The following is a 12809-nucleotide window of genomic DNA, read 5'->3' as shown; positions in this document are numbered from 1 at the left end:
CGTTGCGGCCGGTATTTCTCCCGGGGCCGATTACCCAGAATGAGCACGGCGGGTCATTCCCGTCATGCCACCCCGCCAGGACGTGCGGGGCCCACGGACGATCCCGGCGGAGCCGGGCCACCGCCCAACAGGTGTCCTGCATCTGCAGACAACAAGTAGAGGGAGACAAGGCCATGAACGCATCCATCCGCAAGTTCCTGAAGGAAGAAGATGGCGTCACCGCGCTCGAGTACGGGCTGCTGGCCGCCGTCATCGCCGGCATCCTGATCGCGGTCGGCAACAAGGAGATGAAGGGGTTCTTCGAGACGCTGTTCAAGAACCTCTCCGACCTTGCCACCAAGGCCTCCGGGTCGGCACCTGCGACCGGCGGTGGCGGCTGAGCCTGCGCGCATCGCACATCCCTGCAGCAGTGCTGGGATGTGCCGGTGGCAACTGCAGGCTGTCCAATGACGGACGACGGAGTGTGCGATGACGTTGCTGGGACTATTGGCCATCGGCGTATGCCTGCGGATCGCGATCAGCGATCTGTATGCCCGCCGGGTGCCCAATGCCTGGCTGTTGTCTGCGTCCATCATTGCCGTCGCATTGATCATCGCGGGGCAGTTCAGCACGCCGCGCCAGCCGTGGCTTGCCCACGCAGCGGGCGCGGCGCTCGGCCTGGTGGCCCTGCTGCCGTTCTATGCCATCCGCTGGATGGGCGCCGGTGACGTCAAGTTCTTCGCGGTACTGGGGCTGATGCTGGGCTGGAAAGCCCTGCTGCCGATCTGGATGGTGGCCAGTCTCGCGGCCGGCCTGCACGCGGCAGTGATCATTGTCGGCCGCCGCCTGGGCGTGATGCTGCCCACGGGCCTTCAGATGCAGGTCAACCGCGCCAGCAGCCAATGGCAATCGCACCCCGCCCTGCGCGACATGCAGGCCGCGCGCCAGGGACGACATGGCATTCCCTACGCAGCGTACCTGGCCATCACCGGCATCGGCTGGGTCCTGGCAAGCGTCTATGGAGGTGTGGCATGAACATCCGCGATCCACGGCGTCAACGTGGTGCAGCCAGCATCGAATTTGCCCTGATGCTCATGCTGGGCCTGCTGCCACTGCTGCTGTTCACGTTCTCCGGCGTGATGATCATGGCCGCGCAACAGACATTGGCGACGGCCTCGGCCGAGGGCGCTCGCGCTTCGTTGCGCTATGGCAGCGCCAATGAACGGCGTACCGCAGCCTGCGTAGCAGCCCGCAGTTCGATGCAGTGGCTGTTGAAATTCTCTGGACAGGGTGTCGACTGCAGCAATGGCGGCAGCAACGCAATCGTTGTCTCCGCGCAGGCACCCTGCGCCGGCCTGGCCACTGCCCAGTGCATGACGGTGACCGTCAGCTACGACTACGCCAGCCATCCCTTCCTGCCGGGCACCGCCACGCTTTACAAGTGGGTGATGCAGGCCCCCATCCGTAGTGTCGCGGTCGCCCAGCTCGACCTCGGCAGCGGCAACTGACCATCGGCACAGGAGACGGTTCCATGCTCAAGTTGACCCGCATCGCTGCCGTCGCCCTGATCGGGCTGGCCGTGCTGCTGGCGGTGATCGCCTTGATGATCGGGCGCAAGCAGGCCGCGCCGGCCACGGTTGCCCCGGTCGCGCAGAGCGAAGCCTCGGCGATCACCGTGGTAGAGGCGGTGGCCCGACTGCCGGCCGGCGAACCGATCTCTGCCAATGGAGTGCGCCTTGCGCAGCGGACCACGGCGGTAGCCGGTGCTGCCACCAGCATCTCGGCCGTGGTCGGCAAGGTACCGGTGCAGGACATCGCCGAGGGCACCGCCATCAGCAGCGGCGCCCTGGCACAGGGATTCTCGCTGCAACTGCGTCCGGGGGAACGCGCGCTGGCCGTCCCGGTGGACGAACTGGTCGGCGCCGGAAACCGCATCCTGCCGGGTGATTTCGTCGATGTCTTCCTCAACCTGCGCAATGCCCAGCCCAACGCCAGCGGTCCGGCAGAGGCCGCGCAGACCCGCCTGCTGCTGTCGCGGCTACGCGTGCTCAGCTACGGTCAACAGGACATCGCTCCGGTCACCGGCGATGCCGTCGCCGGCAACGAAGGCGATACCCGCAACGATCCCCGCGCCGCCGACATCACCGGCAATGGCAGCAATCATGGCTCGGGCAACGAGGCCACCCAGCCGGCACGCAGTGCGGTGCTGGCAGTGCCGGTGGCCGATGCCAACCGGCTGCTGCTGGGTGCGCAGCAGGGAAAGCTGTTCCTTGCCCTGCGCAACCCGGCCGATACGGGGCAACCCGACCTTGCACTGTTCCCACAGGCGCGTGGCGTGATCGATCCCGTGCGTGGCCTCGATGCCGAACAGCAGCTCGCACTGCAGCGGCCGGAGAACCACGCCTTCGCCGGCATCGATGGTGATGCCCTGGCCGGCCGCGGCAACAGCGCAGCCCGCAGCAACCCGCAGCCGCCGGTGCATGCGCCGGCGGCTCGACGCAGCGCACCGCGTGCGTCGGGCATCGAGATCATCCGTGGCGACAGCTCCGCCCCACGCGGTTCCCTTTGACCTGCATCGAGCGCATCCATGACCGAACGCCGCCACCCACGCCCCTCCCCCCGCCAGCGCTGGCTGGCCCTGCTGCTGGTGCTGCTGGCTCCGGCAACAAGCGTGGCCGCAGACGATCTCGTGTTGCAGGCGCGTGAGCAGCGCCCGTGGACGCTTCCGACCGATCTGGAACGGGTCGCCATCGCCGACCCAGGCGTCGCCGACATCGTGATGCTGCGTGGGCAGCGCCAGGCCCTGCTGGTCGGAAAAGCGCCGGGTACGACGACCCTCCTGCTGTGGCACCGCAAGCAGGCCGAGCCGCAACGTCTGCAGGTGCGGGTGCAGAGTGCCGTGCAGGGCGCGGCAGACGCGGGCTCCAACGGGCTGGTGTTCACCCAGCAGGACAACCAGGGCCTGCTGCAGGGAAGCACCGATAGCGTGCTCTCGCACATGCAGGAACAGAAGACCGCGGCCATGGCGCTGGGCAAGGACGGGCTGCTTGCCGACGCGTCGACGGTCAGCAGCGGCGGCGTGGTGCAGGTCGAGGTCAAGGTGGTCGAATTCAACAAGACCGCGTTGAAGCAGATCGGCATCAGCTTCCAGAACCGCAATGGCAGCTTCGCCTACGGCTTCGCCCGCCCGGGCGGCCAGTTGCCGGGCAACACCGGCATCCTGCCGGGCATGAAGGAAGGCAACTCCGGCAACGAGGCCGAGTCGCCCATTTCTTCGGCGTTCCGGCTGGTGTTCGGCTCGACCAAGGGCCTGTGGAACGCCGATGTCGACCTGTTGCAGAGCAACGGCATGGCGCGCGTGCTGGCCGAACCTACCCTGGTCGCACTATCCGGCCAGAGCGCCAGCTTCCTGGCTGGCGGCGAACTGCCGATCCTGGAGCCGCAGGGCCTGGGCACCACCACCATCACCTATAAACCGTTCGGCATCGGCCTGACCGTGACGCCGACGGTGCTGGCCCCCAACCGCATCGCGCTGAAGGTCGCACCGGAAGCAAGTGATCTGGACTACAGCAACGCCATTGCCCTCAATGGCGTGCAGATTCCCTCGATCACCACGCGCCGTGCCGACACCACGGTCGAACTGGGCGATGGCGAGAGCTTCGTGATCGGCGGCCTGGTCAGCTCCAATGTCGTCTCCAACGTCGGCAAGATCCCGCTGTTGGGCGACCTGCCGATCATCGGCTCGTTCTTCCGCAACTTCGACTACAAGCGCCAGGACAAGGAGCTGGTGATCATCGTCACGCCGCGGCTGGTGCAGCCGCTGGCGCGCAACACCGAGCTGCCGCTGCCTGGCGAACGCGAGGCCAAGCCGCACATGCCCGAATGGGGCGCCTGGCTGCTGGGTCCCATCAGCCAGGACCCGGTACCCGGCTTCTCACGCTGATTCCATGATGCCTGCGATACCACGCCCATGCCCTACGCCACTGCCCAGCCGCTGCATCCGCAAGGACCGCCGATGAATCTGGTCCTGTACGGAATGGATCGCGAACTGCTGCCCCGGCTGGCGGCCAAACTGCCGCCGACCACTACCCTGCACTGGCAGGACAGCAGCGCGCCGACCTCCGCTCTGGACCTGCAACGCGGGCCGCAGAGCCTTGTGCTGCTGGATTTCCGCCCTGAACATGCCGCCGCCTCCAGCGTGCTGGCGCAGCAACTGCAACAGACCGAACCGGATCTTGCATTGGTTGCCGTCGGTGCCACCAGTACCGGCCAGGTGGAAGGCATCGTCATTGCATTGCGGGCGGGCCTGCGCGACGTGCTGGACCTGGACAGCGACAACGTCGGCATCGAGGCCGCGCTGCGCCGCGCCCTGTCGCCACGACCGGCTGCCGCCGCGCAGCACGCGCACAAGGCGCGCCTGATCGTACTGCTGGGCGTGCGCGCCGGAGTGGGCACCAGTACGCTGGCCGCGCATCTTTCGGTGCTGGCACAGCAGACCCGTGCGCTGGCGCAAGGCGAGGCGCTGCAGCAGGACGGCCTGCTGATGGAGCTGGCCCAGCCTTCGGGTGACCTCGCGCTGTACCTCAACCTGGACAGCCGCTTCCATTACGAAGATGCGCTGCGCAACGCCAGTCGCATCGACGCCACCCTCGCCCGCACTGCGATGGCTCGCCATGACACCGGCCTGGTGCTGCTGGACCGCGCCAGCGGCAGCGATGCGGTGCCGCCATCCGATCCGGCTGCGCTGCTGCAGCGCCTGCGCCACGTATTCGCCAGCGTGCTGTGCGATGCCGGTGGCTGCCCGCTGCGGCAGCTACCGCCGCTGTTGCTGGACCAGGCCGACGAGATCTGGCTGGTCACGGACGCTTCGATCGCCACGCTGGTATCGCTCGACCAGGCCTTGAAGCACCTGGCCGGCCAGCGCGAACGGGAGAAGCGCCTGCAGCTGGTGATCAACCGCCACGACGACAGCAGCGGCATGAGTCCCGACCAGATCGCACGCCGATTCGAAGTGCCACTGCTGGCCACGCTGCCCGAACGCCCGCGCGTGCGCCTGGCGGCCAGCCAGGGACATCTGCTGCTGCAGGACGCACCGCGCGACCCCTACCTGCGTGCCCTCGCCCCGCTTGTATCGCGCCTGGATCCGGCTGCCTGCCCGGTCCAGGCCCATGGCCTGCGGGAAAGACTCTCCCTTGCCCTGGGTGGATCGCAATGGAAGACAAGGTAACCCCGTTCCCGCATGCCGCCACCCGCCCGGTGCTGCCCGACAGCGCCCCGGCCCACCTGCCGTTCGCGCAGACCGAGCAGTACCAGAAGGTGCTGTCGGCCGCCCATGAGCACCTGCTCAACAGCATCGAGGACGAGCGCATCGATATCGATTCCTGGGCCCCTGACACCATCGCCCGCTGGGTGCAGGTGCAGACGGTGGGCTTCATCCAGGAATGGCGCATCCCGATCAACGAGGAGGAGATGCAGGTGGTGGCCGAAGGCCTGGTCAAGGAGCTGACCGGCTTCGGCCCGCTCGACGACCTCCTGCACGACCCGACGATCGAGGACATCCTGATCAATGGGTTCAAGGATGTGCATGTCTCGCAGGGAGGACAGCTCAAGCGCGCCACCCAGCGTTTCACCGACGACACCCACCTGCTGCGCATCCTTCGCCGCATCCTCGCGCCGCTGGGCCGCCGACTGGACGACTCCAACCCGATGGTCGATGCGCGCCTGCCCAACGGCGGCCGCCTCAACGCGATCATCTCGCCGCTGGCGGTGGATGGCCCGATGGTGTCCATCCGCAAGTTCCGCAAGGATCCGTTCACCCCCGACGAGCTGCTGGCCAAGGGCACCTTCGATGCGCCGATGCAAGCGCTGCTGAAGGCCATGGTGCTGGGCCGCTGCAACATCCTGGTGTCTGGCGGCACCAGTTCCGGCAAGACTTCACTGCTGAACGCACTGGCCAGCTACGTGCCGCCGAACGAACGCGTGATCACCGTCGAGGACACCGCCGAACTGTCACTCAACCACCCGCACGTGGTCCGCCTGGAAAGCCGCATCGGTGGCGCCGAAGGCCATGGCGCGGTGAGCATCCGCGACCTGGTCCGTAACAGCCTGCGCATGCGCCCGGACCGTATCGTGGTCGGCGAGGTGCGCGGCGCCGAGGTACTGGAAATGCTGCAGGCGATGAACACCGGCCATGACGGATCGATGGCGACCATCCATGCCAACTCTCCGCGCGACTGCCTGTACCGCATCGAGATGCTGGCCGGGTTCGCCGGATTCCAGGGCAGCGAGGACAGCCTGCGCCGGCAGATCGCCAGCGCCATCGACTTCATCGTGCAGATCTCGCGGCTGGGCAGCGGCCGGCGCGTGCTGGTCTCGATCACGGAAATCACCGGTGTCAGTGACAACCTGATCACGACCCAGGAAATGTTCCGTCACGAACTGCAGATCGATGGCAACGGCAAGGAAATCGATCGCTGGATCGGACTGGGCTTCCACCCGCATTCGCACAAGCTGGAGCCGTTCCGGCAGCAGTTGCGCGAATCGTTGTACGGAGACTTCTGAGCATGGGCACGGGCCTGCTGCTGGGTGTACTGAGCATCATCTCGGTGCTGCTGGCGCTTGCGGTATGGCTGTGGGGCACCGCCAGCAACCGGGAGCAACGCCAGGCTTCGCTACAGCACGCCGAGCAGCAGCTGGCTCGCGGAGGCGCCAGTGGCGGAGCCCCGGCCGGGGCATCCGTAGCCGCCGCCAACGACCCGGCGCGACCGGCAAGTGCCGGGCGCCGGGTGTTGCCGCTGGACGGCCTGCTGCAACGTGCGGGCCTGCAGACGGGTTGGAAGCTGCCCATCATGATGCTGGTGCCGGGACTGGTGCTTTCGGTCGTGGCCATGCTCAGGCTCGGTACGGCGTGGATGTTCCCCCTGACCCTGCTGCTGTACCTGCTGGCCTGCTGGCTGTGGGTCATGCGCCGCACCACGAAACTGCGCGCACAGCTGCTGCACCAGCTGCCCGACTTCCTCGACAACCTGGTGCGGCTGACCGCGCTCGGCAACAGCCTGCAGGCTGCCTTCCAGGTGGCATCGATGCAGACCAGCGCGCCGCTGCGCGGACTGCTGGACACCACCGTGCGCTACGCGCGCAGCGGCATGGACCTGGACCGTGCCCTGAGCCTGGCGGCACAGCCCTACCGGATGGATGTGCTCAAGGTGCTGTCCGTCGTGATCGGTGTCAGCGTACGCATCGGCGGACGCTCCGATCAGATCCTACAGCGCATGGGCGATTTCATGCGCGACCTGGAGCAGGCCCAGCAGGAGCTGGCCGCGACCACGTCGGAAACGCGCATGTCAGCCTGGGTGCTCGGCCTGCTGCCACCGGCCAGCGCGGTGCTGATGGCCATATCGAGCCCCGAATTCTTCCAGCCGGTGCTGCACGATCCGCTGGGTCACAAGATCCTGTTGATCGCGCTGGGGCTGGAGCTGTTTGGCGCTTTCCTGCTCTACCGCCTGGCCAAGTCGCTATGACCACCCGGATCCGCCACGGAGGTGCCCGATGAGTGCCAGCACCTGGTTTGCCCTGTCGCTGCTGGTTCTGGCCGCCGGTGTTGCCCTGCTGGGCATCGCCGGATGGGTACGCAGCCATCGCGAACAGCGCACTTCGGCCACTTTGAAGACCGCACTGCAACCGCGGGATGAGGCGCGCGACACGGAGGCCGCGCGCCGTGATTCGCTGGGTTGGCTGGAACGCTTCGGGCGCGCGCTCAGTGGCGGCCGCCTGGAATCTGCATTGCTGGCCAATGAAGACCGGCTGCTGCTGGACCTGGCGGGCTGGAACACACGTCGTGGCACCGCCATCTATCTTGGCCTGCGCCTGCTGCTGGGCGTGCTGGTGCTGATGCTGGCCCTGGCGTTCAGCAGCGCCCAAGGGCTGGCCAGGATGATGGTCGTGATCGGTGCGCTCGCGGCAGGCCTGCTGCTGCCGAAGTTCATCCTCTCTTCGTGGGTGAAGCGGCGCCGGCGCGCCGTCGACAACGAGCTGCCCCTGCTGATCGACCTGCTGCGCCTGCTGCAGGGCGTGGGCTTCAGCATGGACCAGAGCCTGCAGACGCTGGGCGACAAGCTGCGCGACGCGTTGCCGGTGCTTGGCGGCGAGTTGCAGGAGGCCAACGTCGCGTACACCCATGGCCGCACGCGCGCGCAGTCCCTGCGCCGGCTGAGCGAGGTCTACGCCGATGATGACCTGACCAGCCTGATGCAGTTGATCCTGCAGGTGCACGCGCATGGCGGCGCAGTGCAGGAACCACTGCGGCAGTTCAGCATCCGGTTGCGCGAACAGCGCCGCAACACCCTGAAGGAAAAGGTTGGCAAGCTCTCGGTGAAAATGACCGTGGTGATGATGCTGACCCTGCTGCCAGCGCTGATGCTGGTTCTTGCCGGACCGGCGCTGGTCGCGCTGGCCACCACCATGTCCAAGATGGGATCGCCCTGATGCCTGCCCTGCGCACCTCCTGCCTGTTGCTCGCCCTTGCCGCCGTCGCCAGTGGTTGTGCGTCGAACACGCCGAAGTACCTGCGCGCGCCCAGCCTGGCCGCGCCCGAACCGGCGCCGCAGGACAGCCGCAATGCCTACCTGGAACTGATCGGGCGCATGCAGCAGCAGGGTGCCTGGTATGCCTCGCTGGCCCACGTCGATGCCTTCCGCCAGCGCTATGGCGACCCGCCGGCGTTGCGCCTGCTGCAGGCCGACGCCCTGCGCGAGACCGGCCAGGCCGACGCTGCCATCGCCCTGTACCGCGAGCTCTCCAGTGGCCCGCAGGCCGCTGCAGCCGCACACGGCCTGGGCCTGATCGCCGCGCGCCGAGACGATGATGGCGGCAGCGAGGAGGCACTGGCCCGAGCCACGCTGCTGCAGCCATTGAACACCGATTACCTGGGCGATCTCGGCTATGCACGTCTGCGTGCAGGTCAGTTCGAACAGGCGCGTGAACCGTTAGCCAAGGCGCTGGAGCTGTCTCCAGGCAATCCCAAGGCCACCGCCAACCTCGCCCTGTGGGCGGTGCTGCGTGGCGACACCACCACTGCAGAGCGCCTCGCCGGACAGGCCAATCTCAACGAGGACACCCGCCGCAGCATCCAGCAACAGGCCGCGCAGATCCGTGCCCGCCTGCAGCAGCGCCAGGCCGCCGCGGCAGCTGCCGCAGTCGTGCCGGCCCCTGCGCGTGCTACCGCCAGCGATGCCGGCAGCAACCGGCCCGGCGCTACGCGACTGGCGGCGGAACCACGCCGCGACAGCCGCGATGAGCGCGATCCGCAGCGCCTGCCGCCCTCGATGCTGGAACGCTTCAGCACCTCCGATCAGCCGAACGGAAACACTCCATGAGCGCCATGCCCCTGACCCGACACCTGTTGCCTGCACTGGCCTGCCTGCTGTTGACCGGCGGCGCGCAGGCGCAGCAGCAACCCCTGACCGGGCAGATGCTTGGCGGCAGCACGCCCGCTGCGCCGCCTTCGCAGCCGCTGCAGTCCGAGTCACTGGCCACCGTGGATCTGGCGACCCCGCCGGCACCGGTGCCGCAGGCGGCGCCTGCAGCGGTCGCCACCACCGACGGCAACGCTGCAGCCGCGCGACCCGGCCGCAGCCGGATCGGCGACACCACGCGCGACCTGTTCCGCCTGCAGGCATCAGGGCAGCAGGCCGGGCAACGCCTGCCGATCCTCGGCGACCAGGCCACGTTGAGCTACGCCCGCTACATGAAGAGCTTCGAACACGAGATCCCGGACTTTTTCGAAACCGATGTCGCCAAGTCCAAGGGATCATCCTCATCCGGACGCTGAGGTAGGCCATGAAACGCCCACGCCAGTTCAGTTTCGGCCGCCCACGCGGCGGCATGTCGGTCACCATGATGCTGGTCATGCTGGCGCTGCTCGCCATGCTGGGCCTGGTAGAGATCGGCTATCTGTTCTGGGCCAAGCGTGACGCACAGAAAGTCGCGGACCTCGCTGCACTGGCCGGTGCACAACGGCTGGAGCTGTGCACGTCTGACAACAGCGACAACAGTGCAGCGCGGCAGAGCGCGGTCACCCAGAACAGGTTTGCAGGCACCGTGCAGATCCGCTGCGGCAACTGGAGCGCCACACGCAGCACGTCGAACCGCTTCGTCACCACCATCGATGCCAGCAACCCGCGCAATGCCGTGCAGGTAGTCGCGCAGCGCAGCGTGCTGCCGTTCTTCGGCCAGAACACCGGCCTGCCCACCGTCAGCGTGGAGGCCGTAGCCCGCCGTTCGGAGCCCACTGCAGTATTCGCGGTCGGTTCGCAGCTGCTGCGCACCAATGGCGACTCGGTACTGTTGTCGACCCTGCGCCTGGTCGGCCTGGATGTGACCAACGCCACCGTGCTCTCCTATGACGGCCTCGCCCAGGCCAACATCACGCCGTCGGGCCTGCTCAAGGCGTTGAACATCCCGGTCAGCGCCAACCTCAGCGTGGCTGACTTCAACCGGCTGCTGTCGGTCAACAAGGTCTCGCTGGCACAGCTGGTCGATGCCACCGCCACCGTGGTCGGCCGCGACAGCACCGTGGGCGTACAGCTGCGTGCACTGTCCGATCTGGTCGCCACCCAGCTGGACATCAACAAGCTCAACATCGTGCTGGGCAGCCAGTCCGGTGGCGGCGGTCTGTTCGCCGAAGTGGTCTCGCCCGATGGCACGATCGGCAGCGCGCTGGAAGCGAAGGTCAACGTGCTCAGCCTGATCAGTACCGCCATCTCCATCGCCAACGACGGCAATGGCGTTGCGGTGAAGGGACTGGACCTGCTGGGCATCAACATCCAGGCCGGCGTGGTGGAACCGCCCTCGATCGCCATCGGTGGCGTCGGCACACGCGCGTACAACGCGCAGGTGCGGCTGATGGTGGACGTGGACAGCAACAACCTGTTCGCGGTGGGCCCGTTGCTGAACCTGCTCGGCACGCGCCTGCACCTGCCACTGCATGTCGATGTCGCCAACGCGATGGGCACGCTGACCGGTATCCAGTGCGGCGCCAGTCCACCCAAGGCCACCATCCAGGTCGATTCGTCGGTGCTGCGCGCCTGCGTCGGTAATGTCGACCCGGCGCAACGCTTTTCCAGGAGCAATGTCTGCGACGCCACCCTGAAGAACGAGCAGTTGCTGAGACTACTCGGACAACCCCTGATCAATGACAGGATCACCCTGCCCGCCCTGACCGGGTCCCAGAACCTGACCCTGGCCGCCGGCGAGACCGCCTCGACCCGGATCAACCCGCTGGCAGTAGGCAACGCGGTGTCGGACCTGGTCAATGAACTGCTGCGCGTGCTGTCAGGCATGCTCAACTCACCCAAGCAGGGCATGAGCACCAACGACACTGCCAAGGCACTGGCCGACCGCTACCTGCAGGCGGCCTTTCCCACTGGCGGGCGCTACAACGTCGATCAGGTCATTCCGTTGCTGCGCGATGGCGACCCGGCACGCAACCTTGCCCCGCTGGGCAACTGGACGGTGAAGAATGGCGTCCCCAAGCCCTGCCTGCTGGGCTTGACCACCTGCTGGGAAGACGGTTCGGTGTGGACCGGCTACAGGACCACGGTCACCGGCCAGGGCCTGGGCCTGCTCGATGGCCTGCTCGGCTCGCTGGTCGGTGGCCTGCTGATCAACCGCTGCGACAGCCTGCTCGGCAACCTGATCGACTACAACGGCTGCGTGCGCAACAACCTGGCCTCGTACATCCAGACCGCGCCGGCCGGCTTCCTCGATGGTGCAGGGGGGACAGGTGTCACCAATCCCGATGGCAGCATCAGCTGCAGCGGGCTGCTGTGCACGCTGCTCAAGCCGATCCTGGCCGCCCTGCGGCCGGTGCTCAACAGCGTCGGCACCCTGCTGACCAACCTGCTGGCCAGCGTGCTGGGCCTGGAACTGGGCCGCACCGACGTCAACGTGCAGTCCATCCAGTGCAGCGCGGCGCAACTGGTCTACTGACCCGTGACCGGCGCCCTTGGCGGCGCCTGCGCCCATGCTAGACTCCCGGCGGGGAACCACCTTCATCTCAACCCACACTCATCCGTGGATGGTCTAGACATGCGAGAAACTTCAGGGGGCGCGGTCTTCGCCCGGCACGCGCGCGGCGCGGCACTGCTGGCCGTGGCCATGATGCTGGTGGCACCGGCGGCCATGGCTGCCCGTGGCGACCGCGAAGCAGCAGAGCCGGCCGCACGCAGCGCGCCGGTGGTGCGCAACACCGTTGACGAGCTCAAGCAGCTGATGGATTCGCGCCAGCTGACCGAGCTGCGCACGACCTACAACGGCAACTATGGCGCCAGCCTGCTGTTCAACGCCAACACCCTGACCTACTACGTCGCCCTGTTCCAGGAGAAGAACTTCTGGCGGGTGATCAAGACAGATGCGGTCGACAACGCCGAGCGCGTCTACCGTACCTTTGCCCAGCAATCGGAACAGCTGGCGCAGGTCTACATCGATACGACCCGCCTGGAAGCCGGCAAGCGCTACACCGAGCGCCTGGTGGCCTACAACGAGGAGCGCCTGCGCGCCCTGCAGCAGGAAATGGAACAGCAGCAGGCGCAGTCGGCCCAGGTCAGCGCCGCCCTGCAGCAGGCGCAGCAGCAGGCAGTCAGCCTCAGCACCGACGTGCAGAGCACCAACAGCCAGCTGGATGCCCTGCAGCGCCGCATCCAGATCCTGCAGGCCGAACAGGGCAACCCGGAGCTGAGCCTGCCCAAGCCGGAAGGCGTGCCCTCGCCGGCACCGGCTGCCGCCAGCGACGGGCGCTGAAGGCCAGCGCACAGTAGTCCCGCACGACGGCG

13 protein-coding genes are annotated in these 12809 nt (G+C 67.3%); all 13 read left to right on the top strand.

Features of this window, described 5'->3' with window-relative positions:
• Positions 1–173 precede the first annotated feature (173 nt).
• The 13 genes from AC5P60_RS16330 (at position 174) to AC5P60_RS16270 (ending at position 12777) form a co-directional block, all read left to right on the top strand.
• The gene (locus AC5P60_RS16330) at positions 174–380 is read left to right on the top strand and encodes a Flp family type IVb pilin (protein ID WP_495201776.1); all 207 of its coding nucleotides are present in this window, start codon (positions 174–176) and stop codon (positions 378–380) included.
• 88 nt (positions 381–468) lie between these two features.
• Complete coding sequence (locus tag AC5P60_RS16325; RefSeq protein ID WP_005413738.1) at positions 469–1014, top strand: A24 family peptidase; 546 nt, start codon at positions 469–471, stop codon at positions 1012–1014.
• A complete protein-coding gene (locus AC5P60_RS16320; protein WP_005409993.1) occupies positions 1011–1487 on the top strand; it encodes a TadE/TadG family type IV pilus assembly protein in 477 nt (158 codons plus the stop codon). The genes AC5P60_RS16325 and AC5P60_RS16320 overlap by 4 nt, the downstream gene beginning before the upstream one ends.
• Before the next feature lie 23 nt (positions 1488–1510).
• Positions 1511–2548: a Flp pilus assembly protein CpaB gene (gene cpaB / locus AC5P60_RS16315; protein WP_049404138.1), complete on the top strand. Its 1038-nt coding sequence runs from the start codon at positions 1511–1513 to the stop codon at positions 2546–2548.
• An 18-nt stretch (positions 2549–2566) separates the two neighbouring features.
• Positions 2567–3922, top strand: coding sequence for a type II and III secretion system protein family protein (locus tag AC5P60_RS16310; protein WP_049404139.1), 1356 nt, complete (start codon positions 2567–2569; stop codon positions 3920–3922).
• Between the two features lie 27 nt (positions 3923–3949).
• The gene (locus tag AC5P60_RS16305) at positions 3950–5206 is read left to right on the top strand and encodes a CpaE/TadZ family protein (RefSeq protein WP_032965901.1); all 1257 of its coding nucleotides are present in this window, start codon (positions 3950–3952) and stop codon (positions 5204–5206) included.
• Positions 5191–6540, top strand: a complete 1350-nt coding sequence (locus AC5P60_RS16300) for a TadA family conjugal transfer-associated ATPase (protein WP_005413742.1) — start codon at positions 5191–5193, stop codon at positions 6538–6540. The genes AC5P60_RS16305 and AC5P60_RS16300 overlap by 16 nt, the downstream gene beginning before the upstream one ends.
• 2 nt (positions 6541–6542) lie before the next feature.
• Positions 6543–7499, top strand: coding sequence for a type II secretion system F family protein (locus tag AC5P60_RS16295; protein WP_043035231.1), 957 nt, complete (start codon positions 6543–6545; stop codon positions 7497–7499).
• 28 nt (positions 7500–7527) lie between these two features.
• A complete protein-coding gene (locus tag AC5P60_RS16290; RefSeq protein ID WP_088470604.1) occupies positions 7528–8463 on the top strand; it encodes a type II secretion system F family protein in 936 nt (311 codons plus the stop codon).
• On the top strand, positions 8463–9353 hold the full coding sequence (locus tag AC5P60_RS16285) for a tetratricopeptide repeat protein (protein WP_483693251.1): 891 nt from the start codon (positions 8463–8465) through the stop codon (positions 9351–9353). Before AC5P60_RS16290 ends, AC5P60_RS16285 begins: the two co-directional genes overlap by 1 nt.
• The gene (locus tag AC5P60_RS16280; protein WP_049404144.1) at positions 9350–9808 is read left to right on the top strand and encodes a DUF3613 domain-containing protein; all 459 of its coding nucleotides are present in this window, start codon (positions 9350–9352) and stop codon (positions 9806–9808) included. Before AC5P60_RS16285 ends, AC5P60_RS16280 begins: the two co-directional genes overlap by 4 nt.
• Positions 9809–9816: 8 nt before the next feature.
• Positions 9817–11967, top strand: coding sequence for a TadG family pilus assembly protein (locus tag AC5P60_RS16275; RefSeq protein ID WP_483693252.1), 2151 nt, complete (start codon positions 9817–9819; stop codon positions 11965–11967).
• A 99-nt stretch (positions 11968–12066) separates the two neighbouring features.
• Positions 12067–12777: a DUF2968 domain-containing protein gene (locus AC5P60_RS16270; protein ID WP_049404146.1), complete on the top strand. Its 711-nt coding sequence runs from the start codon at positions 12067–12069 to the stop codon at positions 12775–12777.
• Positions 12778–12809 lie beyond the last annotated feature (32 nt).

The organism is Stenotrophomonas sp. YJH_SMC_120, assembly GCF_059368675.1.
This window is presented reverse-complemented; position numbering and strand designations above follow the sequence as displayed.

Bases quoted from the DNA above. Each gene is read 5' to 3' on its own strand.
- AC5P60_RS16290 (WP_088470604.1), top strand. From the start codon at position 7,528: ATGAGTGCCAGCACCTGGTTTGCCCTGTCGCTGCTGGTTCTGGCCGCC.
- AC5P60_RS16300 (WP_005413742.1), top strand. From the start codon at position 5,191: ATGGAAGACAAGGTAACCCCGTTCCCGCATGCCGCCACCCGCCCGGTG.
- AC5P60_RS16330 (WP_495201776.1), top strand. From the start codon at position 174: ATGAACGCATCCATCCGCAAGTTCCTGAAGGAAGAAGATGGCGTCACC.
- AC5P60_RS16320 (WP_005409993.1), top strand. From the start codon at position 1,011: ATGAACATCCGCGATCCACGGCGTCAACGTGGTGCAGCCAGCATCGAA.
- AC5P60_RS16280 (WP_049404144.1), top strand. From the start codon at position 9,350: ATGAGCGCCATGCCCCTGACCCGACACCTGTTGCCTGCACTGGCCTGC.
- AC5P60_RS16270 (WP_049404146.1), top strand. From the start codon at position 12,067: ATGCGAGAAACTTCAGGGGGCGCGGTCTTCGCCCGGCACGCGCGCGGC.
- AC5P60_RS16295 (WP_043035231.1), top strand. From the start codon at position 6,543: ATGGGCACGGGCCTGCTGCTGGGTGTACTGAGCATCATCTCGGTGCTG.
- AC5P60_RS16275 (WP_483693252.1), top strand. From the start codon at position 9,817: ATGAAACGCCCACGCCAGTTCAGTTTCGGCCGCCCACGCGGCGGCATG.
- AC5P60_RS16325 (WP_005413738.1), top strand. From the start codon at position 469: ATGACGTTGCTGGGACTATTGGCCATCGGCGTATGCCTGCGGATCGCG.
- cpaB (WP_049404138.1), top strand. From the start codon at position 1,511: ATGCTCAAGTTGACCCGCATCGCTGCCGTCGCCCTGATCGGGCTGGCC.
- AC5P60_RS16310 (WP_049404139.1), top strand. From the start codon at position 2,567: ATGACCGAACGCCGCCACCCACGCCCCTCCCCCCGCCAGCGCTGGCTG.
- AC5P60_RS16305 (WP_032965901.1), top strand. From the start codon at position 3,950: ATGCCCTACGCCACTGCCCAGCCGCTGCATCCGCAAGGACCGCCGATG.
- AC5P60_RS16285 (WP_483693251.1), top strand. From the start codon at position 8,463: ATGCCTGCCCTGCGCACCTCCTGCCTGTTGCTCGCCCTTGCCGCCGTC.